The organism is Streptomyces sp. NPDC088553 (genome assembly GCF_044752965.1).
Classification (GTDB): domain Bacteria; phylum Actinomycetota; class Actinomycetes; order Streptomycetales; family Streptomycetaceae; genus Streptomyces.
The window spans coordinates 53,326-74,632 of record NZ_JBIVMG010000003.1 but is presented as its reverse complement, the minus strand read 5'-3'; the positions used below and the strand labels follow the sequence as shown (position 1 = coordinate 74,632).

Below are 21,307 nucleotides of genomic sequence, written 5' to 3'. Positions count from 1 at the left end.
ATGAGCATGGCTCTGGCACCCACGAGGGACCGGACGACGGGCCGCCCGCCGTCCCCCACACCGTCACGCGGATTCCTGTCATCGACCCTCGGCAAGAAGACGGTCATGGCAGTCAGCGGGCTGCTCATGCTCGGCTATCTCGTCGCCCATGTCGCCGGCAATCTGAAGGTCTTCTTCGGCCCCGAGGAGTTCAACGCCTACGGCCACTGGCTGCGGGTCATGGGCGCCCCCGTCCTGCACCACGAGTGGTCCCTCTGGCTCGTCCGGATCGTGCTCCTCGCCGCCGTCGTGGCCCACGCCGTCTCCGCGTACCAGCTCAGCCGCCGCGACGTGCGGGCCCGCCCCACCACGTACGTCCACCGCCGCAAGCGCTCCTCGTACGCCACCCGCACCATGCGCTGGGGCGGGATCATCCTCGCCCTCTTCATCGTCTGGCACGTCCTCGACCTGACCACCGGCACTGTCCACCCCGGCGGCTTCGAGGAGGGCAAGCCCTACCAGAACGTCGTCGACACCTTCTCCACCTGGTACGGCAACGTCATCTACATCGTCGCCATGCTCGCCGTCGGCCTCCACGTCCGGCACGGCTTCTGGAGCGCCGCGCAGACCCTCGGCGTCGGCAGTGCCCGCCGCGAGCGCCTCCTGCGAGGCCTCGCCAACGCCCTCGCGCTCGTCCTGACCGCGGGCTTCATCTCCGTCCCCGTCGCCGTCATGACCGGAGTGGTGAGCTGACATGAGCTTCCTCGACTTCACGACCGGAGCCCCGGTCGCCGACGACAAGGCCCCCAGCGGACCCGTCGCCGAACGCTGGGACACCCGCCGCTTCCAGGCCAAGCTGGTCAACCCCGCCAACCGCCGCAAGCACCGCGTCATCGTGGTCGGCACCGGCCTGGCCGGCGGCTCGGCCGGCGCCACCCTCGCCGAACAGGGCTACCAGGTCGTCCAGTTCTGCTTCCAGGACTCCCCGCGCCGGGCCCACTCCATCGCCGCCCAGGGCGGTATCAACGCCGCCAAGAACTACCGCAACGACGGCGACTCGATCCACCGCCTCTTCTACGACACCGTCAAGGGCGGCGACTTCCGCGCCCGCGAGTCCAACGTCCACCGGCTCGCCCAGATCTCCGTCGAGATCATCGACCAGTGCGTCGCCCAGGGCGTGCCCTTCGCCCGCGAGTACGGCGGACTCCTCGACACCCGCTCCTTCGGCGGCGTCCAGGTCTCCCGCACCTTCTACGCCCGAGGCCAGACCGGCCAGCAGCTCCTGCTCGGCGCCTACCAGGCGCTGTCCCGGCAGATCGCCGCCGGAAACGTCGAGATGCACGCCCGTACGGAGATGCTCGACCTGGTCGTCGTCGACGGGCGGGCCCGCGGCATCGTCGCCCGCGACCTGATCACCGGTGAGATCTCCACCCACTACGCGGACGCGGTGGTCCTCGCCAGCGGCGGCTACGGCAACGTCTTCTACCTGTCGACGAACGCCATGAACTCCAACGCCACCGCCGTCTGGCGGGCCCACCGGCGCGGCGCGTACTTCGCCAACCCCTGCTTCACCCAGATCCACCCCACCTGCGTCCCGCGCACCGGCGACCACCAGTCCAAGCTGACCCTGATGAGCGAGTCGCTCCGCAACGACGGCCGCATCTGGGTCCCCAAGGCCAAGGGTGACACCCGCGCCGCGGCCGACATCCCCGAGGACGAGCGCGACTACTACCTGGAGCGGATCTACCCCTCCTTCGGCAACCTCGTCCCGCGTGACATCGCCTCCCGCGCCGCGAAGAACGTCTGCGACGAGGGCCGAGGCGTCGGCCCCGGCGGGCAAGGCCGGAAGGACGGAGCCGAAGGCTCCGCGGCCGAGGGCGGTGGCGGGCGACGGGAGGGCGTGTACCTCGACTTCGCCGACGCGATCCGCCGCATGGGCCGGGCCGCCGTCGAGGAGAAGTACGGGAACCTCTTCGACATGTACGCGCGGATCACCGCCGAGAACCCGTACGAGGTCCCCATGCGGATCTACCCCGCTGTCCACTACACGATGGGCGGACTCTGGGTCGACTACGACCTCCAGACCACCGTCCCCGGGCTCTTCGCCATCGGCGAGGCCAACTTCTCCGACCACGGAGCCAACCGGCTCGGGGCCTCCGCCCTCATGCAGGGCCTCGCCGACGGCTACTTCGTCCTCCCCGCCACCATCAACGACTACCTGGCCCGCCACCCCCACGCCGAACCCGTCACCGACGACCACCCTGCCGTGAAGGAGGTGCTCGCCGAGACCGAGGACCGGCTGAACCTGCTCCTCGCCGTCGACGGCGACCGAACCCCCGACTCCTTCCACCGCGAACTCGGCGAACTCATGTGGGAGTACTGCGGGATGGCCCGCACGGAAGCCGGCCTGCGGACCGCGCTGGCCCGCATCCCGGAGATCCGCGAGGAGTTCTGGAGGCGGATCAAGGTCCCCGGAACGGGACAGGAGTTCAACCAGTCGCTGGAGAAGGCCAACCGCATCGTCGACTACCTCGAACTCGCCGAGCTCATGTGCCTCGACGCGCTCCACCGCGCCGAGTCCTGCGGCGGCCACTTCCGCGAGGAGTTCCAGACGCCGGACGGCGAAGCCGCCCGCCGCGACGAGGAGTTCGCGTACGCGGCGGCCTGGGAGTTCGGCGGCACCGGCACGGCCCCCGTCCTCCACAAGGAGGACCTCACCTTCGAGTACGTCCACCCCACCCAGCGGAGCTACGCATGAGGCTCACCCTGCGCGTCTGGCGCCAGCGGAACGCCGACACCCCCGGCGCGATGTCCACCTACGACGTGGACGGAATCTCCGCCGACATGTCGTTCCTGGAGATGCTCGACACCCTCAACGAGGACCTCATCCTGCGCGGCGAGGACCCCGTTGCCTTCGACCACGACTGCCGCGAGGGGATCTGCGGCGCGTGCAGCCTCGTCATCAACGGCGACGCGCACGGCCCGGAGCGGACCACGACCTGCCAGCTCCACATGCGGTCGTTCCGCGACGGCGACACGATCGACGTCGAGCCCTGGCGGGCCTCCGCCTTCCCCGTCGTCAAGGACCTGGTCGTCGACCGCTCCGCCTTCGACCGCGTCATCCAGGCAGGCGGCTACATCTCCGCCCCCACGGGCTCGGCCCCCGAGGCCCACGCGACCCCCGTCCCCAAGGCGGACGCGGACTCCGCCTTCGAGCACGCCGAGTGCATCGGCTGCGGCGCGTGCGTGGCGGCCTGCCCCAACGGCTCGGCGATGCTCTTCACCTCCGCCAAGGTCAACCACCTGAACGTGCTGCCCCAGGGCTCCCCGGAACGCGAGACCCGGGTCCTCGACATGGTGGCCCAGATGGACGCGGAGGGCTTCGGCGGCTGCACCCTGACGGGCGAGTGCGCGACGGCCTGCCCGAAGGGGATCCCGCTGCCGTCGATCTCCGCCATGAACAAGGAATGGCTGCGGGCGCGGCGGAAGGTGAAGGGGTAGGGCCGGGATCACAGGGGCGTGGCGTAGGGGTCGAGGGACGCCCAGCCGTTCTCGGTCTGGACGTAGAGGATCCCGCCGGCCACGAGGACCCCCGCGTCTCCGGTGCCCGCCGTACGGACCCCCGCCGGCAGTACGAAACGGGCGGCCAAGGTGTGCCGGGTGAGGTCGACGACGACGCCTGCGGCACCGCAGATGACGTAGGCCCGCTGGCCGGTCACGACCGGCGGCGGGTCCGTGGGTCCACAGGCCAGTCCCAGCGGCAGCTGCCAGAGCGGGCCGCCCGGGGCGGTGTCGCTCAGCTGGGCGAACGAGTGGTCCGGGCGACCCGCCGTGACCACGCCGTACATGCCCCGGTCGGCGACGGTGACCGTGGCGATCCCCCGGTTCGCCAGGTCAAGATCGGCGCGCTTCGCGCCGGACCTCTGGAGAAGACGGCCGTCGTCCCGGGACCCCCGGCAGAAGACGAAGAAGTCGCTGTTCGTTCCGCGTGCCGGAAGGACCGTCAGGTCCCACGGCGAGCAGGGCCGTTCGAGGGTCGTCGTCACGGCGGTCGACCCGTCCGCAGCCCGCAGGCTCACGACGCGCCGCGCCTCCGTGTCCCCCGCCAGGGCCGTGAGCACGTGGACGCGGCCCCCCGAGACCCGGACCCGGGGGTACGCGATCCCCTGGACCAGGTGCGGCCTTTCCCACCGCGGCTTCCCCGTGGAGGCGACCACCGAGACCACGGTGCCGTCGAACGTCGTCCCGTAGACGTTCCCCCCGGCCGCGGTCACGCGGCCGATCGTGTCCCCCTCCGAACGGGTCCACGACGCACGGCCGTCGGCGAGCGCGAAGGCGCGAAGTCCGCCCGTGGACGACATGACCACCGTCTCGCCGACGACCACCGGCGCCTCGCCGTCCTCAACGGCGGTGGGGACCGACCAGATCGTGCGCCCCGTGGCCGCGTCGACCCGGACGAGCCGCTCCTTGGCATCCGCGTCGTCCGGTGCGACGCACACCAGGGACGCGTCGACGAACACGCAGGCCCCCGTGCCGGCGCCCCCGGCCCATGCCCGCCAGCCCGCGGCCCGACGCCCGGGGGAGTCGGCGTAGGCGTGCGTGGTGCCGGGATCACCCCCGTACACCGGGGTGTACGCCGTCTCCGCCGCCAGTACGGAGGCGTCCGGCACCCTCCCCGCCTGGGGCGAGCGGGACGTCGAAGCCGTGGCCGACGGACCGCCGGCGTCCGGAGTCCCCGAGGGGGACCCGTCCTGCCACCACACGTACGCGCCCGTCCCCGACAGGAGGGCGAGCGCCGTCGCCAAGGCCACCAGGGCGGGCCGGCGGCGCCGCCGCGACCGGGCGACGGGCGTGGTGCCGGCGACGCCACGCGGCGAGGGGATCACCGGTGCGGCCGGCCGCGCGCCCCACTCCTCGTCCGGCGCCTCCCGGAACGCCGTCAGCAGGTCCTCCGGCCCCGGGCGTTCGCCCGGCTCCTTTGCCAGGCACCACTGGACGATCTCCCGGACGGTCCCGGAGAGTTCCGCCACCGACGGCGGCTCGTGGACCACGTTGTACGCCGTCATGTACGGGCTACCCGCGTCGAACGGGCCCCGGCCGGTCGTCGCGTAGACGAGGACGGCGCCCAACGAGAAGACGTCCGACGCAGGGGTCACCCGGTGCGGGGTCGACAGTTGTTCCGGGGACATGAAGGGAGGCGTACCGAGAATGCGACCGGTGACCGTGAGCGTCTGGTGGTCGGCTGCGCGAGAGATGCCGAAGTCGATGACGCGGGGGCCGTCCTCCGTGAGCAGGACGTTGTCGGGCTTGAGGTCTCGGTGGATCACCCTCACCCGGTGCATGTCCCGGAGCGCCTCGACCAGGCCCACCGCGAGGAGGCGCAACTCAGGCCCGGACAGTGGGCCTTCGGCCTCGATCAGGGAGCGGAGCGTCCGCCCGGGGACGTATGTCGTCGCCATCCACGGCCGTGCGGCGTCGGGGTCCGCGTCAACGACCGGCGCGGTGAACGCGCCACTGACGCGGCGTGCCGCCCGAATCTCCTGGCGGAACCGGGTGCGGAACTCCGGGTCGGCGGCGAACTGTTCGTGCACGATCTTCAGCGCGACGGGCCGCCCCGAGTCGGCCCGCGCCAGGAAGACGGTTCCCATCCCGCCCGCTCCCAGCCGGTCGTGGAGGTCGTACCCACCGATCCGGCGCGGGTCGTTGTCCCGTAATGCCACGTCGTCCCCGTCCCCCAGCCTCGTGTGCGAGAGAGCGTACCGGGCGGCGGCGTCCGGATCAGGACAGTCTCTGGGCGTGGGCTCCGCCACACGGCGCACCCCGTATCGAAAGATCATTCACGAAACGATCACTTTCTCCGTAAGATCTTCGCGTCGGGCCGCTGTCGACCGCTGGGACAGCAAGATCAACTCCGTTCAACTCTGTACATTTTGTGGCATGTTGTCCACTTCGCAGCCAACCGGCCTCCGGCGATTTCCGCCCCGCCCGCACCCCCGGGTACTGATGAGCACTGCCGGGGGCATATGACCAAACCCCCGGTCGCACAGACCATTTGGGGGTTTCATGTCCAGCATCACCCGCCGCCGGGCTCTCGGCGTCGCGGCAGGGGCCGCAGGGGCCGCCGCGGGCCTCGCCCTGGCCGGTTCCGCCCTCGCCGACGCTCCCCGAGCCGCCGCTCCCGCGGCAGGCCCGGCCCCGGCGTCCTTCGACGAGGTCTACCAGGGCCGCCGCATCCAGGGCGGTCCCTCGCACGGCGGAGGTCACCATGGGGGGCACCACGGAGGCGGCTACTCCGTGACGATCGACGGCGAGGAACTGCACGTCATGCAGAACGCCGACGGCACCTGGATCAGCGTGATCAACCACTACGAGCCCGTCGCCACGCCCAAGTCGCTGGCCCGCGCGGCCGTCCGCGAACTCCAGGGCGCCCCGCTCGTACCCCTCACCCTCGGCTGATCGATCCAGGAACGGCACCCACCATGACCGTACGCAAGAACCAGGCCTCCCTCACCGCCGACGAGAAGCGGCGCTTCGTCGACGCCCTCCTGGAGCTCAAGCGCTCCGGGCGGTACGACACCTTCGTCACCACGCACAACGCCTTCATCATGAGCGACACCGACAACGGCGACCGCGTCGGCCACCGATCGCCGTCGTTCCTGCCCTGGCACCGGCGCTTCCTCATCGAGTTCGAGCGGGCGCTGCAGTCCGTCGACCCGACCGTCAACCTCCCCTACTGGGACTGGACGGCCGACCGCACCTCCCGCTCCTCGCTCTGGGCGCCCGACTTCCTCGGCGGCACCGGGCGCGCCCGCGACGGCCAGGTGCTCGACGGCCCGTTCGCCCGCAGCGGCAACCGCTGGACGATCACCGTCCGCGTCGACGGCCGCGACTACCTGCGGCGCGATCTCGGCGCGGGCGGCCGCCAGCTCCCCACCCGCGCCGAGGTGGACTCCGTCCTCGCCATGGAGACCTATGACATGGCTCCCTGGAACAGCTCGTCGGACGGCTTCCGCAACCACCTCGAAGGGTGGCGCGGTGTGAACCTCCACAACCGCGTCCACGTCTGGGTGGGCGGCCAGATGGGCACCGGGGTCTCCCCGAACGACCCCGTGTTCTGGCTGCACCACGCCTTCATCGACAAGCTGTGGGCCGACTGGCAGGCCCGCCACCCCCGCTCCCCGTACCTGCCGGCCAAGGGCACCGCGAACGTCGTCGACCTCGGCGACACCATGCGCCCGTGGAACGACGTGACTCCGGCGGACATGCTGGACCACACCCGCCACTACACCTTCGACACGGCGGCCTGATCCGGCCGGGCGGACCTCGGCTCCGTCGTCCTGATCCCGCCGGATCGGACCTCGGCTCCGTGGGTCCGCCCCCGCAGGACCGGCCCTCGGCTCCGTCGTCCTGATCCCGCCGGGCGGACCTCAGTTCCGGCCGGCGGGGCCCAGGGCACGGAGGAGATACGGCGCGGTGCGGCTCTCCGCCGTCCGCGCCACCCGGTCCGGGGGCCCCGCGGCCACGATCCGGCCGCCCTCGTCGCCACCGCCCGGGCCGAGGTCGACCACCCAGTCCGCGGTGGCGACGACGTCCATGTCGTGCTCGACGACGATCACCGAGTGACCGGCGTCCACGAGACCGTGGAGCTGCCGCATCAGGACCTCGACGTCGGCCGGGTGCAGGCCCGTGGTCGGCTCGTCCAGGACGTACAGCGTGGGGGAGCGGTGCGGCCGCTGGAGCTCGGACGCGAGCTTGATGCGCTGCGCCTCGCCCCCGGACAGCTCCGTCGCGGGCTGCCCGAGCCGCAGATAGCCGAGGCCCACGTCGAGCAGGGCGCGCAGGCTCCGGGCGGCGGCGGGCGTGTCCTCGAAGAACGCGGCGGCGGACTCGACGGTGAGATCGAGGACCTCGGCGATGGTGAGGCCCCGCAGCCGCACCTGAAGGGTCTCGGGGTTGTAGCGGGCACCGTGGCAGTCGGGGCAGGGCGCGTACGTACTGGGCAGGAAGAGCAGCTCGACGGAGACGAACCCCTCGCCCTGGCAGGTCTCGCACCGGCCGCCGGGAACGTTGAAGGAGAAGCGGCCCGCCTTGTAGCCGCGTGCCCGCGCCTCCTCGGTCTCCGTGAACAGCTTGCGCACCACGTCGAACAGGCCCGTGTACGTGGCCAGGTTGGAGCGCGGGGTGCGCCCGATCGGCCGCTGGTCCACCGTCACCAGACGGCCCACCCCGGAGAGTTCCTCGGTGAGTGCGCCCACGAGCGTGGACTTCCCCGAGCCCGAGACGCCGGTGACCGCCGTCAGCACCCCGACGGGGAAGGCCGCGTCGACCGACCGCAGGTTGTGCCGGGTCACCGGCCCCGTCCGCAGCCACCCGGCCGGTACGCGCACCTCCCGCGCGGGCCCGGGCTCCCGGTCGAAGAGGAAGCGGCGGGTCGCGGACGCCTCGACGTCCGCGAGTCCGCCCGGCGGCCCGCTGTGCAGGACCCGCCCGCCGTGCACCCCGGCGAGCGGCCCGACGTCCACGAGCCAGTCGGCGTGCCGGATCACGTCGAGGTGGTGCTCGACGACGAAGACGGAGTTCCCGGCGGCCTTGAGCCGGTCGAGCACCACGAGCAGCGCCTCCGTGTCGGCCGGGTGCAGACCGGCGGAGGGCTCGTCCAGGACGTACACCACGCCGAAGAGCCCCGAGCGCAGCTGGGTGGCGAGCCGCAGCCGCTGCAGCTCGCCGTTGGAGAGGGTGGGGGTGGCCCGGTCCAGACTGAGATAGCCGAGGCCGAGCTCGGTCACGGTCGCGATCCGGCCGACGAGGTCCTCGGTCAGGACACGCGCGGTCTCCCCGTCCTCCGCCGCCGTGGTGGAGAGGAGTCCGGCCAGGGCCGTCAGCGGCAGCGACGCGAGGTCGGCGATGCTCCGGCCGGCGAACGTCACCGCGAGCGCCTCCGGCCGCAGCCGCCCGCCGCCGCAGACCGGGCAGGGCGCGCTGCTGAGGAAGCGCTCGGCCTTCGCCCGCAGCGTCGGGCTCTTCGAGTCGGAGAAGGTCCGCAGGACATAGCGCCGGGCACTCATGTACGTGCCCTGGTAGGGGCGTTGGATGCGGTCGGCGTCCCGTACCGGATGGACCGTGACGACCGGCTGCTCGTCCGTGAACAGGATCCACTCCCGGTCCTTCGGGTCGAGCTCGCGCCACGGCCGGTCGACGTCGTACCCGAGCGTGTCGAGGACGTCCCGCAGGTTCTTCCCCTGCCAGGCGCCGGGCCAGGCGGCGATGGCGCCCTGACGGATCGACAGATCAGGGTCAGGTACGAGGAGTTCCTCGCTCGTGTCGTGGACACGGCCGAGACCGTGACACGAAGGGCAGGCGCCCGCCGCCGTGTTGGGGGAGAAGGCGTCGGAGTCGAGCCGCTCCGCGCCCTCCGGATAGCGACCCGCCCGGGAGAACAGCATGCGGAGGGAGTTGGAGAGGGTGGTGACCGTACCGACCGAGGAGCGGGCGTTCGGGGAGGACCGGCGCTGCTCCAGGGAGACCGCCGGCGGAAGCCCGGTGATCTCACCGACCGCGGGCGCCCCCACCTGATGGATCAGCCGCCGCGCGTACGGCGCCACCGACTCGAAGTAGCGCCGTTGGGCTTCCGCGTAGATCGTGCCGAAGGCCAGGGAGGACTTGCCGGATCCGGAGACCCCGGTGAAGACGACGAGCGCGTCGCGGGGGATGTCGACGTCCACCCCGGCGAGGTTGTGCTCACGGGCGCCGCGGACACGGACGTACGGATCATGGTGGCTTTCGGGCATAACGTGATTTTATCCCTGACGCCGCTTCCGGCCTGGTCAGGGCGGCCGTGGCGTCAGGCGGGCAGCGACCGCCGCGTCCCCGGCGCGAGGCCGACCGCCTTCGCGAGCCTCCGGTACGACTCGCTCAGCGCCGCCCTGTCGTACGTGCTCGTGGTGACCAGGACCTCCTGCGCCCCGGTCTCCTTCACCGCCCGCTCCAGCGCCTCGGCCACCTGCTCCTCCGTGCCGTACACATGGCCGCTCAGCCCCGACTCGTAGAAGCCGCGCTGCTTCTCCGTCATGGTGAGCCCCTCGATCGCCTCGGGCGCGACGAGCGGAGGGAAGACACCCCGCGTCCGGGAGTGGGCGAGCGACCAGGCCTCCGGCATCAGCAGCCGCCCGGCCTCCGCCTCGGTCCCGGCCACCGCGACCGTCCCGGCGATCACCACGTACGGCTCGGCGGACCACGAGGAGGGGCGGAACGCGGAGCGGTACGTCTCGACGGCGGTGAGCAGCCGGTCCCGGCCGCGGAGGTCGCCGATGACCAGCGGCAGCCCGGCCGCCGCGGCGATCGACGCGCCCTCGCCGGTCGCCAGGACGAAGGGCGGGACCCGCAGCCCCTCGGCGGGCCGGGCGTGCACCTGCGGGTGGGCGGTCTGCTCGCCGGTGAACCAGCCGAGCAGCTCGTCGAGCTGTTCCCCGAAGCGGTCGGCGTCGTCCTTGTCCCGCCCGAGCGCTCGGCGGATGCCGTCGGTGAAGCCGACCGAGCGGCCGACGCCCATGTCGATCCGGCCGGGGAAGAGGGACTCCAGGACGCCGAACTGCTCGGCCACGACCAGGGGCTGGTGGTTGGGGAGCATCACCCCGCCGGTACCGACCCTGATGTCCGTCGTGGCGGCGGCCACGGCGGCCGCGAGGACCGTCGGCGCGGAACCGGCGACCCCGGGCACGCTGTGGTGCTCCGACACCCAGAAGCGGTGGTAGCCGAGGGCCTCCACCTCCTGGGCGAGGCGCACGGTGTCGCGCAGCGCCTGGGGGGCCTCCTCGCCCTCCCGGGTGCGGGAGCGATCGAGGACGGAGAAACGGATGTCGCCGGGAAAGATGCTCACAAGGGGTTCAACGTTCGGGACGGGGAGGGATTCCCGTAGCACGCTCTTGATCCACACCGTCGGGGTGCCGCCTGCGTCCACCCCCCTAGGCTGGGCCGGGTGACAGCCGACAAGCACCGGCCCCTGGCCGTCTTCGACCTCGACAACACGCTCGCCGCGACCGCCCACCGCCAGCACTTCCTGGAGCGGCGCCCCAAGGACTGGGACGCCTTCTTCGCGGCGGCGCCCGACGATCCCCCGCTGGACGAGGGGATCGCGCTGTGCCGGGAGGCGGCCGAGGCGTGTGATGTCGTCTATCTGACCGGACGCCCGGAGCGCTGCCGCAAGGACACCCTGGCCTGGCTGGCCGCGCAGGGGCTCCCGGAGGGGCCGGTCCACATGCGACGCGACCGGGACTTCCGCCCGGCCCGGGTGACCAAGGTGGAGATCCTGCGGCGGCTGGGCGCCGACCGCGCGATCAGGATGCTCGTCGACGACGACATGCTGGTCTGCGACGCGGCCGAGGAGGCCGGCTTCCCCGTCGTACGCGCCCGGTGGGCGGCCCCCTCCGAGGAGCTGAGGGACGCCCAGGAGAAGGAGGGCCGGACCTGATGGGCGCGGAGCGGTCCGCCGGGGCACCGGCGGTGGTGCGGCTGGCGGCCTACGACCGTTCGGAGATCTTCGGGGATGCCGCCGACCCGTTCGGGGTGGACGCGTGGGGTCTGGTCTGGCTGCCCAAGGAGCACCACTTCGGGATCAGGGCGGACGGGCGGCTCCTCGCCCACGCGGGGCTCCTCGTGCTCCCCCTGTCGGTCGGTGGGATCCGGATGGACGTGGTGGGTCTCGGAGGGGTCGCCGTCGCCTCGGACCAGCGGGGCCGCGGGCTTGCCGCGCGGGTGGTGCGCGGTGCCCTCGCGCATGCGCGAACGCTGGGGCCCGAGTTCGCGCTGCTGTTCTGCCGCCCGGAGGTTTCCGGCCTCTACGCGCGGCTCGGCTGGAACGGTGTGGAGGGCGAGGTGGAGGTGGAGCAGCCCGACGGCCCGGCGACGATGCCCCTGCGCACGATGTGGTTCCCGCTCCGGACGGGAAGCCGGTGGCCCGAGGGGCCGGTCCGACTGCATTCCCGGCCGATGTGACGCCATGCGACCCCGTTGCGACGCGGGAGCGCGGTCCAGCTCGACTCGCGGCGGTCTCCGGTTCCGTGCAGTGTGGATGGAGTCGGAACGCGAAGGAGAGGCCGCCATGGGAGATCACGTCTACCGCGTCTCGGAGATCGTCGGGTCGTCCTCGGAAGGCGTCGACACCGCCATCCGGAACGGGATCACCCGCGCCTGCGAAACGCTGCGCTCGGTCGACTGGTTCGAGGTCACCGAGATCCGCGGTCACGTCGAGGACGGGCAGGTCGCCCATTTCCAGGTGGGCATGAAGGTCGGCTTCCGCCTGGAGGAGCCCACCTAGGGCCCGCCCTTCGTCCGAAGCTCCCGACGATGCCTCAGGCGTCGTTCGGGGGCTTTGTCGTGCTTCCTCTCGGACGCACACAGCGGATCAAAGGTCACCGATGGGGAGTTACCTGAGGTAACGGAACGCATGGTGCGCTCGCGGTGCGGAACGGGATGGTCAAGGACTTGACCATCCCGTTGGTCCAGACCAGAATCCAGGCCACATACCCGCGCGAACACCCCGTTCGGTCCCCCCATGTCGGGTCAGCCCCCCCATGCACGCACGACCCTGTGCTGAACCCGCAGAAGGTGACCTACGTGAAGAACCGCCATCTGGCCTGCCCCCTGGCAGCCGCCACAGCGCTCGCCCTCGCCGGCTGCGGGATGCTCCCGGGCGGCGGTGGGACGAAGACCGTCAACATCTGGCTCATGCGGGACAGCGTCAGCGAGGACTTCCTCAACCGCTTCACCGAGGCGTACGAGGAGGAGCACGACGGCGTCGAACTCCAGGTCACCATCCAGGAGTGGACCGGCATCGGAAAGAAGGTCACCGAGGCCATCCAGGGCACCGGCGGACCCGACGTCATCGAGGTCGGCAACACCCAGGTCGCCCAGTACGCCGACACCGAGAAGCTCTTCGACCTCACCCTGGAGTCGGTCCGCGACCTCGGCAGCGAGGACTGGCTGCCCGGCCTCGCCGAGCCCGGCAGCATCGGCGGATCCCAGTACGGCATCCCCTGGTACGCGGCGAACCGCATCGTCATCTACAACAAGGACCTGTTCGCCGACGCCGGCATCGACAAGCCACCGGCCACCCGCGCCCAGTGGCTCGCCGACACCGAGAAGCTCAACAGCAAGGGCTCTCAGGGCATCTACCTCGCCGGCCAGGACTGGTACACCCTCGCCGGCTTCATCTGGGACGAGGGCGGCGAACTCGCCACCGACAAGGGCGGCGAATGGACCGGTGCGCTGGAGAGCCCGGCGGCCCGGCGCGGCATGGCCTACTACAAGGAACTCCAGTCCCTCGGCTCCGGCCCCAAGGACGCCGACGAGCAGAACCCGCCGCAGGCCGACGTCTTCGCCAAGGGCGACGTGGCCCAGCTCATCGCCGCGCCCAGCGCCGTCGCCGCGATCATCAAGGCCAACCCGGCCCTCAAGGACAAGCTCGGCTACTTCCCGATACCCGGCGCCAAGGCGGGCCAGCCCTGCGCCGTCTTCACCGGCGGCTCCGACCTCATCATCCCGGAGAACGCACCCCAGCGCGGCGCCGCCCTCGACGTCGTCAAGGCGCTCGCCGGCGAGAAGTGGCAGACCGACCTCGCCCGCACCATGGGATACGTGCCCAACAAGAAGGGCCTCGCCTCCGTCGTCGCCGGCCAGGAGGCCACCGCCGCCATGGCCAGGGGCGCCGCGCGCGGCCGCGCCACCCCCAACTCCCCGCAGTGGGCCGACGTCGAGGCCGACAACCCCATCAAGCCCTACATGACGGCCGTCCTCCAGGGCGAGGACCCGCTGAAGGCCGCCAGGCTGGCCTCGGCCGAGATCACGGACACCCTCGCCGAATAGCATTCAGCGCCTCCACACCCGCGGGTCCCCGGACGGTCATGTCGAATCCAGCCGGTCACGGAAGAAGTAAGGAGCCGGGCCACCGCTCACACGGTCCGGCGCCGCCCCTTCCCCTTCCGTACGCCGGAGGAACCCGACATGGCCGCACCGACCCCCACGCTCGCCGTCCCCGCTCAGCCGCTCGCCGTACCCGCCCAGCCCCAGCTTCTCGTCGAGCAGCCCGCGCCCAGGGCCCTCGCCGAGCAGGCGGGGCCGCAGACCCCGGCCGAGGAGCCCACCCCCCGCTACCTCGTCGGGCTCGCCCGCGACCAGGAGGACGTCCGCGCCGCCCAGCGGCTGCGCCACCAGGTCTTCGCCGGCGAACTCGGCGCCCAGCTCGACGGCCCGGAGCCCGGCCTCGACATCGACGCCTTCGACGCGTACTGCGACCACCTCCTCGTACGGGAGGAGACCACCGGCGAGATCGTCGGCACCTACCGCATCCTGCCGCCCGACCGGGCCGCCGTCGCCGGGCGCCTCTACTCCGAGAGCGAGTTCGACCTCACCCGGCTCGCCCCGATCCGGCACGACCTGGTCGAGGTTGGGCGCTCCTGCGTCCACCCCGCCCACCGCAACGGCGCCGTCATCGCCCTCATCTGGGCCGGACTCGCCCGCTACATGACGAACACCGGCCACAACTGGCTCGCCGGCTGCTGCTCGCTCCCGCTCGCCGACGGCGGCACCCTCGCCGCGGCCACCTGGGACACCGTCAAGGCCAAGCACCTCGCCCCCGAGGAGTACTGGGTCACCCCGCACAAGCTCTGGAGCCCCGAAGGCATCACCCGCCCCGAGGGCCGCACCGAGCTGCCGCCGCTGCTCCGCGGCTACCTCCGGCTCGGCGCCTGGGTCTGTGGCGCCCCCGCGCACGACCCCGACTTCGGCGTCGCCGACCTCTACGTCCTGCTCTCGCTGCGCCGGACCAACCCGCGCTACCTCAACCACTTCCTCTCGCTCGCCCCGGCACGGTGAACGGGACCACGGCCCTCTCGCCGTGGCTCCCCACGGCGCCCTGCACGCCGGGCCACTGCGCCGCCCATCCCGGGTCCGCCCACCGCCGGCGCGGCGCCGAGGCGGACCGGGCCGGGGCCGTCCGGGCCGTGGTCCGGCTGATCGCCGGACTCGGCACCGTCCTCCTCGGCCTCCTCCTCGCACTGCCGGCCGGCCTCCTCCCGGCCGCCACCCGGCTCACCCTCGTCCGGTACTGGACGCGGGCGGTGGTCCGCGCCTTCGGCGTCCACGTCCGGTACGAGGGAGCGGCCGCCCCGGCCGACGGCCCGCTCCTCGTCGTCGCCAACCACGTCTCCTGGCTCGACGTACCGCTGATCGCCGCCGTCCTGCCCGGCCGCACGGTCGCCAAGTCGGAGGTGCGCCGCTGGCCCGTCCTCGGCACGCTCGCCGCGCTCGGCGGCACCCTCTTCATCGACCGGGAAGGGATCATGGCCCTGCCCGGCACCGTACGGACCATGGCCGGGGTGCTCGCGGGCGGCGGCCGTGTGGTCGTCTTCCCCGAGGGCTCGACCTGGTGCGGACGGGAACGCGGCCGGTTCCGCCCGGCCGCGTTCCAGGCCGCCCTCGACGCCGGCTGCGCCGTGCAGCCGGTACGGATCGACTACCGGCCCACGGACGCCGCCGCGTACGTCGGGGCCGACCCGCTCGGCTCCTCACTGTGGCGGGTCGTCACCACCCGCCGGCTCACCGCCGTCGTCCGGCTCCGGGAGCCCCTCCCCGGAGCCCTGTACCCGGACCGCCGCGCCCTGGCGGCCGCCGCTCAGCGCGCGGTGGCCAGTGACAGCGCGAACCTGCCCTCGCTGTCGGTCCACCAGCGTTCGAGGTCGAGGTCCGCCTCCGCGAGCTCGGTCCGGACGCCCGCCTGACGGAACTTCGCGGACACCTCCGTCCGCATCTCCTCGCCCGCCGCGAACGGCACCACGAGATCCAGCTCCGGGATCTTCACGGTCAGCGCGCGGCGGGCCCGCAGCCGCATCTCGATCCACTCCCGCTCGCGGTCCCACACCGCCACGTGGTCGAAGGCGTCGGGGTCGAAGTCCGCGCCCAGCTCCCGGTCGATCACCGCGAGCACGTTCTTGTTGAAGGCGGCCGTCACGCCGGCCGAGTCGTCGTACGCGGCGACCAGCGTCGACTCGTCCTTCACCAGGTCCGTACCGAGCAGCAGCGCGTCGCCCGGCGTGAGCATCGCCCGTACGGAGCGGAGGAAGGTCCGCCGCTCGCCGGGCAGCAGATTGCCGATGGTGCCGCCGAGGAAGGCCACCAGCCGCGGCCCCGGCGTCCCGGGCAGCGCGAGCCCCCGGGTGAAGTCGGCGACGAGCGCGTGCACGTGCAGCCCCGGGCGCTCGGCGAGCAGGGATTCCGCGGCCCCGGTCAGCGCGGACTCGCTCACGTCCACCGGTACATAGCTGTCCAGGCCGGGCAGCAGCGCGTCGATCAGGAACCGGGTCTTCTCCGAGGATCCGGAGCCCAGCTCCACCAGGGTCCTTGCCCCGGTGGCGGCGGCGATCTCCGGCGCCCGCGCCTTCAGGATCTCCCGCTCGGCCCGGGTCGGGTAGTACTCGGGCAGCCGGGTGATCTCCTCGAAGAGCTCGCTGCCCCGGGCGTCGTAGAACCACTTCGGCGGCAGCTCCTTCGGGGAGCGGTTGAGCCCGTGGAGGACGTCGGCGCGCAGATCGGCGCCGGCGGCGTCCGGGGCGAGGGTACGGGTCAGCTGGAACGGGCTCACGCGGACGGCTCCTTGAGCGGGGTGAGGGTGACGTCGGCACGGGTGGCGGTCACGAGCGTGTGCCCGGGGACCTCCCGCCAGCGCGGATCGTCGTCGTAGGGTTCGGAGGCCACGACCACCCGGTCGGGACCTGTCAGGTACCAGAGGCTGTTCTCCCAGGCGGTCGCGGCGATCAGCGAGCCGTCGGTGAGCAGCAGGGTGAGACCGGAGCCGGGGGCCGCCTCGGCGACCTCCCGCACCGTGTCGGCCAGGGCGGGGCCCGGCGCGTCGCCGGACCGCAGCCGGTGCAGGACGAGTGCCCAGAGCAGCGCCGAGTCGGTCCGGGCCTCCAGCCCGAGCAGTTCGCCGGCCGGGAGGGTCGCGGCGAGCGGCGCGAGCGAGCCCGGCCAGCCCCTGACGGCGCCGTTGTGGCTGAACAACCAGGGCCCGGCGGCGAACGGCGCCGCGGCGGCCTCCCCGTCGGCGCCCGGCAGGGTCGCCCCACGCACCGCGGCGAGCAGCGCCCGGGAGCGCACCACCCGGGCCAGGTCCGCGAAGGAGAGGTCGCCCCAGATGGGGCCGGAGCGCCGGTACCGGGCCGGCACCGGATCACCCTCGGCGTACCAGCCCACCCCGAACCCGTCGGCGTTCACCACGCCGCTGGTCTGCGCACGGGGCTCCCAGGACTGGCGCAGCAGGGCGTGCCCGGGCCGGACGAGCAGCTCGCCCAGCGCCACCGGTTCGCCCACGAAGGCGATATGACGGCACATCAGTCGAGCTCCGCGCTGCGGGCCGTACGGAAGCCGGAGAAGATCTGGCGGCGCACCGGCAGGTCCCAGTTGCGGAAGGTGCCCCGGCAGGCGACCGGGTCGACGGCGAAGGAACCGCCGCGCAGCACCTTGTGGTCGGGGCCGAAGAACACCTCCGAGTACTCCTTGTACGGGAACACGGTGAAGCCCGGGTACGGCAGGAAGTCGCTCGCCGTCCACTCCCACACGTCACCGATCAACTGCCGTACGCCGAGCGGCGACGCGCCCTCCGGGTAGCTGCCCGCGGCCGCCGGACGCAGATGCCGCTGGCCGAGGTTGGCGTGCTCGGGGCCCGGGTCGGCGTCACCCCACGGATAGCGGCGCGAGCGCCCGGTCTCCGGGTCGTACCGGGCGGCCTTCTCCCACTCGGCCTCGGTCGGCAGCCGCCGGCCCGCCCAGCGCGCGTACGCGTCCGCCTCGTACCAGCTCACGTGCAGGACCGGCTCGTCCTCCGGCACCGGCTCGGTCACCCCGAACCGGCGGCGCAGCCACTGGGCTCCGTCCCGGCGCCAGAACAGCGGGGCCGCGATGCCGTGCTCCCTGATCTGCGCCCAGCCCTCGGGCCGCCACCAGCGCTGGTCCGAGTAGCCGCCGTCGGCCATGAAGGCCAGATAGGCGCCGTTGGTGACCGGCACGGTGTCGATGTGGAAGGCGGGTACGACCCGCACGTGCGACGGCCGCTCGTTGTCCAGCGCCCACGGCTCCTCCGAGGTGCCCATGGTGAACGGGCCACCGGGGACGAGGACTTCGGCGGGAAGCGGGCCGCTCCGCAGGGGTGGCGGCGGGGGAGCGGTCAGCGCCGCGGGCCCCTTCCGCAGCTGATGGGTGATCAGCATCGTCTCGTCGTGCTGCTGTTCGTGCTGGGCGACGAGACCGAAGGCGAACGCGGCGCGGAGCAGCGGCCGCTCGTTGAACTCGGCGCGCTCCAGTACGTCCAGTACTCGCAGCCGTACGTCCGCCGCGTAGGTCCGGGCCTCGCCCGGCGCGAGCAGCGGAAGCGAGGGGCGGGCGGACCGCGGGTGCTCGAAGGCGTCGTAGAGCGAGTCGATCTCGGGCCGCAGCGCCTCCTGCCCGCCGACGGCCCGCCACAGCCACAGCTCCTCCTGGTTGCCGATGTGCGCCAGGTCCCAGACCAGCGGAGACATCAAGGGGGAGTGCTGGGCGGTGAGTTCCCCGTCCTCGACGCAGGAGGTGAGCAGCGCGGTACGGGCCCGCGCCGCGGTCAGGGCGTCCAGGGCGTGCCGGCGCAGGGCCTCGGGGCCCAGCTCGGTCCGGGTCTCCGTCATGACGTCAGCACCTCCAGGTCGTCGGCCGGGCAGCTCCCGGGGATCACGTACCGCTCGTGGAAGGCGGCGACGGCCCGCCGCACCTCCTCGCTCGCCCCGATCCGGGGCAGCGCCTCAAGGGCGGCGGCGAACACGGTGAGGGCGGTGGCGTGCAGCTCGGGGTCGGCCAGGCCGTCACGGGCCGCCGCCAGCCAGAGCGGGTTGCGCGGGGCGGGGGCGGAGCCGGCCCGTTCCGCGAGGGGCTTCACCGCGCGGTAGACGGTCTCCGCCGCCTCCGGGTCCTCGAACACCGCCGTCGTCACGGCCACCGGCACCATCCACCCGTCCGGGCCCGGCTGCGCGTCGACCATCCGCAGTTCCAGATGGCCGCGCGGCCTCACCGGCGGGAAGAGCGTCGTCATGTGGTACCGCAGGTCGTCGGCGTCGGCCGGCCGGGGCTGTCCCGAGCGCAGCCAGTCGCGGAAGGTCATCCCCTCCGGCACGGTCCAGGGCCCCTCGTCGGCCCGTACGCACAGCACCGGGGTGTCCAGGACGTGGGCCGCGTACTCGGCGCGCGGCTCCCCGTCCGGCAGGGGGGCGAGGGTCCGGCGGGGGTCGAGGTCCGTCCACAGGGCCTGCCGCGTCGAGCGCCAGCCGGTGCGACGGCCCTCGTGCACCGGGGAGTTGGCGAAGGCCGCCACGAGCACCGCACCGAGGAGATGGGCGAGCTGCCAGCGCCGGTGGTAGCCGAGCGGCCCCGGCTCCTCAAGGCCCGCGTCCAGGCAGATCTGCACCGACGCCGAGTCGCACATCATCGCCCGGCCGGCGGGTCCTGTCCGGTCGAGCGCGGCCTCCATGGCGTCGTACCGCGGCTCGTGGAGCACCCGGCCGCGCGGGGAGTGCCAGGGGTCCACCCCGTATCCGCTGAGGGTGAGGCCGAGCGGTCCGAGCGCCGACCGAACCGCCCGGAGGTCGGCGGCGAGTGAGTCGAGACATTCCATGAGCGAACCGGCCGGGCGCGAGCTGAGCTCCAGCTGCCCGCCGGGTTCGAAGGTCAGGGACGACACCAGCGGCAGGGACCGTACGGTGTCGAGGGCCGTAGCGAGCCTCGGCGGGCGGACGGGGAGCCGGGGGTCACGCAGTTCGTGCACGAGCCATTCCAGCTCCACCCCCACGGTGCGGGGCGGGCCGGTCTTGAAGCAGATACATCGCAGCAGTTCCTCCGCCTCCGCCTCGGCGAGAGGGGGTTCGCCGCTCCGTATGCCGCTGGACGACATCCGTACACCTCCTGGTCGTCAGGCCGGTCGTCAGGACCGGCCCCGGGAAGTTCTGCTTCCACCTAAAGCCACCGCCGAGCGGCGTGCAAGAGCGCCCCGAACCCGCCGAACGCGCCCCCCGCGCCCCCGTCCGGCCGGAAACCGCCGGGGGCAGCTCCTGCCGGGACCCGGCCGGATCCCGGGAAATTCCGTTGCCCGGGCCGGGACGAAACGATCATCCTGAGGCCATGAGTGCACGACTGCGCGCGATCGCGCGGCAGACCGAGGAGATCGTTGCCGCAGGCCACTACCAGGCCCCCGACGGCCGTACCGTCTCCCTCGCCGAAGACCTGGCCGCCGCCCTGGCCGGAACTCGACTCCACGGCCCCGAGCCCGTCACGGTCACCCCCGACACCGACAGGACGCCCATCCTCGACGTCACCGGCGAGAGCAGCCTCGCCGCCGCCCGGCGGATGACCGCCGCCGACGCGACCCGCCCCGTGGCCGTCCTGAACTTCGCCTCCGCCCGCAACCCCGGCGGCGGCTACCTCAACGGCGCCCAGGCCCAGGAGGAGGCGCTCTGCCGCTCCTCCGCCCTCCACGCCACCCTGCTCCGCGCCCCCGGCTACTACGCGCACCACCGCGAGGACCGCGACGTCCTCTACACCGACCGGGTCATCCACTCGCCGCGCGTACCGGTCTTCCGCGACGACCGCGGCGCCCTCCTCGCCCAGCCCTTCACCGTCGGCTTCCTCACTTCGCCCGCGCCCAACGCCGGCGTCCTCCGCCGCCGCACCCCCGCCCTCGTCGACCGCCTGCCGGGCGCCCTCGCCTCCCGTGCCGAGCGGGTCCTGGAGACGGCCGCCGCGGCCGGCTACCGCCGGCTCGTGCTCGGCGCCTGGGGCTGCGGCGTCTTCCAGAACGACCCCGAACAGGTCGCCGGCGCCTTCACGGCGCTGCTCACCGGGGACGGCCGCTTCGCCGGCCACTTCGAGGAGATCGTCTTCGCCGTACTGGACCGCGCCCCCGGCACACCGACCCTGGCCGCCTTCGCCCGGGTCGTCGGGGCGGCCGCCGTCTGACATGCGGTGCCCGGACGCCCGTGCCAGGCTGAGGGGATACGGACCACCGTCCGACACCCGTCACGGGAGGCACGATCGTGGGCAAGAAACAGACCCGGACGAACCGGGGAGCCCGTACCGGCGGCCATGAGCACCGCACCGAGGCGACCACGAAGGAACAGACCTCGGCGGCTCCCAAGAGCGAGACGTCGATGCCCCTGGTGGAGCACGCGTCGCACCGCAAGGAGCGGAAGTTCGGCCACAACTGAGCGCGGTCACGGCTGAGTTCGGCCCCACCTGAGTGTGGTCACGGCCGCGTTCGGCC

The 21,307-nt window shown here is 72.8% G+C and carries 20 protein-coding genes; 13 read left to right on the top strand and 7 right to left on the bottom strand.

The features are described 5' to 3' along the window. Positions 1 to 6: 6 nt before the first annotated feature. Genes ACIP8Z_RS09765 through ACIP8Z_RS09755 form a run of 3 tightly spaced genes read left to right on the top strand, consistent with a single transcriptional unit; the run spans position 7 to position 3,480 of the window. On the top strand, positions 7 to 732 hold the full coding sequence (locus tag ACIP8Z_RS09765) for a succinate dehydrogenase (RefSeq protein ID WP_402081026.1): 726 nt from the start codon (positions 7 to 9) through the stop codon (positions 730 to 732). A gap of 1 nt (position 733) precedes the next feature. After that, positions 734 to 2,737, top strand: coding sequence for a fumarate reductase/succinate dehydrogenase flavoprotein subunit (locus tag ACIP8Z_RS09760; RefSeq protein WP_402081023.1), 2,004 nt, complete (start codon positions 734 to 736; stop codon positions 2,735 to 2,737). After that, positions 2,734 to 3,480, top strand: coding sequence for a succinate dehydrogenase/fumarate reductase iron-sulfur subunit (locus ACIP8Z_RS09755; protein WP_319314077.1), 747 nt, complete (start codon positions 2,734 to 2,736; stop codon positions 3,478 to 3,480). Before ACIP8Z_RS09760 ends, ACIP8Z_RS09755 begins: the two co-directional genes overlap by 4 nt. Positions 3,481 to 3,488: 8 nt before the next feature. Here the strand turns inward: ACIP8Z_RS09755 and ACIP8Z_RS09750 are convergent, their stop codons facing one another. After that, positions 3,489 to 5,699: a protein kinase gene (locus tag ACIP8Z_RS09750; RefSeq protein ID WP_402081020.1), complete on the bottom strand. Its 2,211-nt coding sequence runs from the start codon at positions 5,697 to 5,699 to the stop codon at positions 3,489 to 3,491. Between the two features lie 343 nt (positions 5,700 to 6,042). Between ACIP8Z_RS09750 and ACIP8Z_RS09745 the strand changes: the two genes are divergently transcribed. Both ACIP8Z_RS09745 and ACIP8Z_RS09740 read left to right on the top strand, forming a co-directional pair. Next, positions 6,043 to 6,435, top strand: coding sequence for a tyrosinase cofactor (locus ACIP8Z_RS09745; RefSeq protein WP_402081017.1), 393 nt, complete (start codon positions 6,043 to 6,045; stop codon positions 6,433 to 6,435). 23 nt (positions 6,436 to 6,458) lie between these two features. After that, positions 6,459 to 7,286, top strand: coding sequence for a tyrosinase family protein (locus ACIP8Z_RS09740; protein WP_402081016.1), 828 nt, complete (start codon positions 6,459 to 6,461; stop codon positions 7,284 to 7,286). Positions 7,287 to 7,406: 120 nt separating this feature from the next. Here ACIP8Z_RS09740 and ACIP8Z_RS09735 read toward each other — a convergent pair whose 3' ends face one another. Next, positions 7,407 to 9,767, bottom strand: a complete 2,361-nt coding sequence (locus tag ACIP8Z_RS09735) for an ATP-binding cassette domain-containing protein (protein WP_402081013.1) — start codon at positions 9,765 to 9,767, stop codon at positions 7,407 to 7,409. Positions 9,768 to 9,820: 53 nt separating this feature from the next. After that, positions 9,821 to 10,855 (bottom strand): LLM class flavin-dependent oxidoreductase, encoded by a 1,035-nt coding sequence (locus ACIP8Z_RS09730; RefSeq protein ID WP_402081010.1) that lies wholly within the window; start codon positions 10,853 to 10,855, stop codon positions 9,821 to 9,823. A gap of 99 nt (positions 10,856 to 10,954) precedes the next feature. Here ACIP8Z_RS09730 and ACIP8Z_RS09725 point away from each other — a divergent pair, with 99 nt between their 5' ends. From ACIP8Z_RS09725 to ACIP8Z_RS09700, 6 genes are all read left to right on the top strand, one after another. Then, positions 10,955 to 11,446 (top strand): hypothetical protein, encoded by a 492-nt coding sequence (locus tag ACIP8Z_RS09725; protein ID WP_402081008.1) that lies wholly within the window; start codon positions 10,955 to 10,957, stop codon positions 11,444 to 11,446. Continuing rightward, a complete protein-coding gene (locus tag ACIP8Z_RS09720; RefSeq protein WP_402081005.1) occupies positions 11,446 to 11,970 on the top strand; it encodes a GNAT family N-acetyltransferase in 525 nt (174 codons plus the stop codon). The genes ACIP8Z_RS09725 and ACIP8Z_RS09720 overlap by 1 nt, the downstream gene beginning before the upstream one ends. Positions 11,971 to 12,076: 106 nt before the next feature. Then, positions 12,077 to 12,292, top strand: a complete 216-nt coding sequence (locus tag ACIP8Z_RS09715; RefSeq protein ID WP_402081002.1) for a dodecin — start codon at positions 12,077 to 12,079, stop codon at positions 12,290 to 12,292. Positions 12,293 to 12,591: 299 nt separating this feature from the next. Further along, positions 12,592 to 13,839 (top strand): extracellular solute-binding protein, encoded by a 1,248-nt coding sequence (locus ACIP8Z_RS09710; protein ID WP_402082323.1) that lies wholly within the window; start codon positions 12,592 to 12,594, stop codon positions 13,837 to 13,839. A 138-nt stretch (positions 13,840 to 13,977) separates the two neighbouring features. Next, on the top strand, positions 13,978 to 14,847 hold the full coding sequence (locus ACIP8Z_RS09705; RefSeq protein WP_402081000.1) for a GNAT family N-acetyltransferase: 870 nt from the start codon (positions 13,978 to 13,980) through the stop codon (positions 14,845 to 14,847). After that, a complete protein-coding gene (locus ACIP8Z_RS09700) occupies positions 14,844 to 15,752 on the top strand; it encodes a lysophospholipid acyltransferase family protein (RefSeq protein WP_402080998.1) in 909 nt (302 codons plus the stop codon). The genes ACIP8Z_RS09705 and ACIP8Z_RS09700 overlap by 4 nt, the downstream gene beginning before the upstream one ends. Here the strand turns inward: ACIP8Z_RS09700 and egtD are convergent. From egtD to egtA, 4 genes are read right to left on the bottom strand one after another with little or no spacing between them, the layout of a single operon-like run. Beyond that, a complete protein-coding gene (egtD, locus tag ACIP8Z_RS09695; RefSeq protein ID WP_402080996.1) occupies positions 15,647 to 16,612 on the bottom strand; it encodes an L-histidine N(alpha)-methyltransferase in 966 nt (321 codons plus the stop codon). The genes ACIP8Z_RS09700 and egtD overlap by 106 nt on opposite strands. After that, positions 16,609 to 17,361, bottom strand: a complete 753-nt coding sequence (gene egtC / locus ACIP8Z_RS09690) for an ergothioneine biosynthesis protein EgtC (protein ID WP_402080993.1) — start codon at positions 17,359 to 17,361, stop codon at positions 16,609 to 16,611. The genes egtD and egtC overlap by 4 nt, the downstream gene beginning before the upstream one ends. Beyond that, complete coding sequence (egtB, locus tag ACIP8Z_RS09685; RefSeq protein ID WP_402080990.1) at positions 17,361 to 18,686, bottom strand: ergothioneine biosynthesis protein EgtB; 1,326 nt, start codon at positions 18,684 to 18,686, stop codon at positions 17,361 to 17,363. Before egtB ends, egtC begins: the two co-directional genes overlap by 1 nt. After that, entirely contained in the window at positions 18,683 to 19,942 is a 1,260-nt protein-coding gene (egtA, locus tag ACIP8Z_RS09680; RefSeq protein WP_402080987.1) for an ergothioneine biosynthesis glutamate--cysteine ligase EgtA, read from the bottom strand. Before egtA ends, egtB begins: the two co-directional genes overlap by 4 nt. A gap of 227 nt (positions 19,943 to 20,169) precedes the next feature. Between egtA and ACIP8Z_RS09675 the strand changes: the two genes are divergently transcribed. Together ACIP8Z_RS09675 and ACIP8Z_RS09670 are read left to right on the top strand one after the other, a co-directional pair. After that, positions 20,170 to 21,003 carry a TIGR02452 family protein gene (locus ACIP8Z_RS09675; protein WP_402080984.1) on the top strand — a complete coding sequence of 278 codons (834 nt, stop codon included), beginning with the start codon at positions 20,170 to 20,172 and terminating at the stop codon, positions 21,001 to 21,003. Between the two features lie 77 nt (positions 21,004 to 21,080). Continuing rightward, positions 21,081 to 21,251 carry a hypothetical protein gene (locus ACIP8Z_RS09670; RefSeq protein WP_167346832.1) on the top strand — a complete coding sequence of 57 codons (171 nt, stop codon included), beginning with the start codon at positions 21,081 to 21,083 and terminating at the stop codon, positions 21,249 to 21,251. The last annotated feature ends 56 nt before the right edge of the window (positions 21,252 to 21,307 follow it).

What these genes read in the sequence shown, in the direction of transcription:
- ACIP8Z_RS09720 (WP_402081005.1), top strand. Translation starts at nt 11,446, where the DNA reads ATGGGCGCGGAGCGGTCCGCCGGGGCACCGGCGGTGGTGCGGCTGGCG.
- egtA (WP_402080987.1), bottom strand. Translation starts at nt 19,942, where the DNA reads ATGTCGTCCAGCGGCATACGGAGCGGCGAACCCCCTCTCGCCGAGGCG.
- ACIP8Z_RS09745 (WP_402081017.1), top strand. Translation starts at nt 6,043, where the DNA reads ATGTCCAGCATCACCCGCCGCCGGGCTCTCGGCGTCGCGGCAGGGGCC.
- ACIP8Z_RS09675 (WP_402080984.1), top strand. Translation starts at nt 20,170, where the DNA reads ATGAGTGCACGACTGCGCGCGATCGCGCGGCAGACCGAGGAGATCGTT.
- egtC (WP_402080993.1), bottom strand. Translation starts at nt 17,361, where the DNA reads ATGTGCCGTCATATCGCCTTCGTGGGCGAACCGGTGGCGCTGGGCGAG.
- ACIP8Z_RS09740 (WP_402081016.1), top strand. Translation starts at nt 6,459, where the DNA reads ATGACCGTACGCAAGAACCAGGCCTCCCTCACCGCCGACGAGAAGCGG.
- ACIP8Z_RS09760 (WP_402081023.1), top strand. Translation starts at nt 734, where the DNA reads ATGAGCTTCCTCGACTTCACGACCGGAGCCCCGGTCGCCGACGACAAG.
- ACIP8Z_RS09705 (WP_402081000.1), top strand. Translation starts at nt 13,978, where the DNA reads ATGGCCGCACCGACCCCCACGCTCGCCGTCCCCGCTCAGCCGCTCGCC.
- ACIP8Z_RS09765 (WP_402081026.1), top strand. Translation starts at nt 7, where the DNA reads ATGGCTCTGGCACCCACGAGGGACCGGACGACGGGCCGCCCGCCGTCC.
- ACIP8Z_RS09735 (WP_402081013.1), bottom strand. Translation starts at nt 9,767, where the DNA reads ATGCCCGAAAGCCACCATGATCCGTACGTCCGTGTCCGCGGCGCCCGT.
- ACIP8Z_RS09755 (WP_319314077.1), top strand. Translation starts at nt 2,734, where the DNA reads ATGAGGCTCACCCTGCGCGTCTGGCGCCAGCGGAACGCCGACACCCCC.
- egtB (WP_402080990.1), bottom strand. Translation starts at nt 18,686, where the DNA reads ATGACGGAGACCCGGACCGAGCTGGGCCCCGAGGCCCTGCGCCGGCAC.
- ACIP8Z_RS09715 (WP_402081002.1), top strand. Translation starts at nt 12,077, where the DNA reads ATGGGAGATCACGTCTACCGCGTCTCGGAGATCGTCGGGTCGTCCTCG.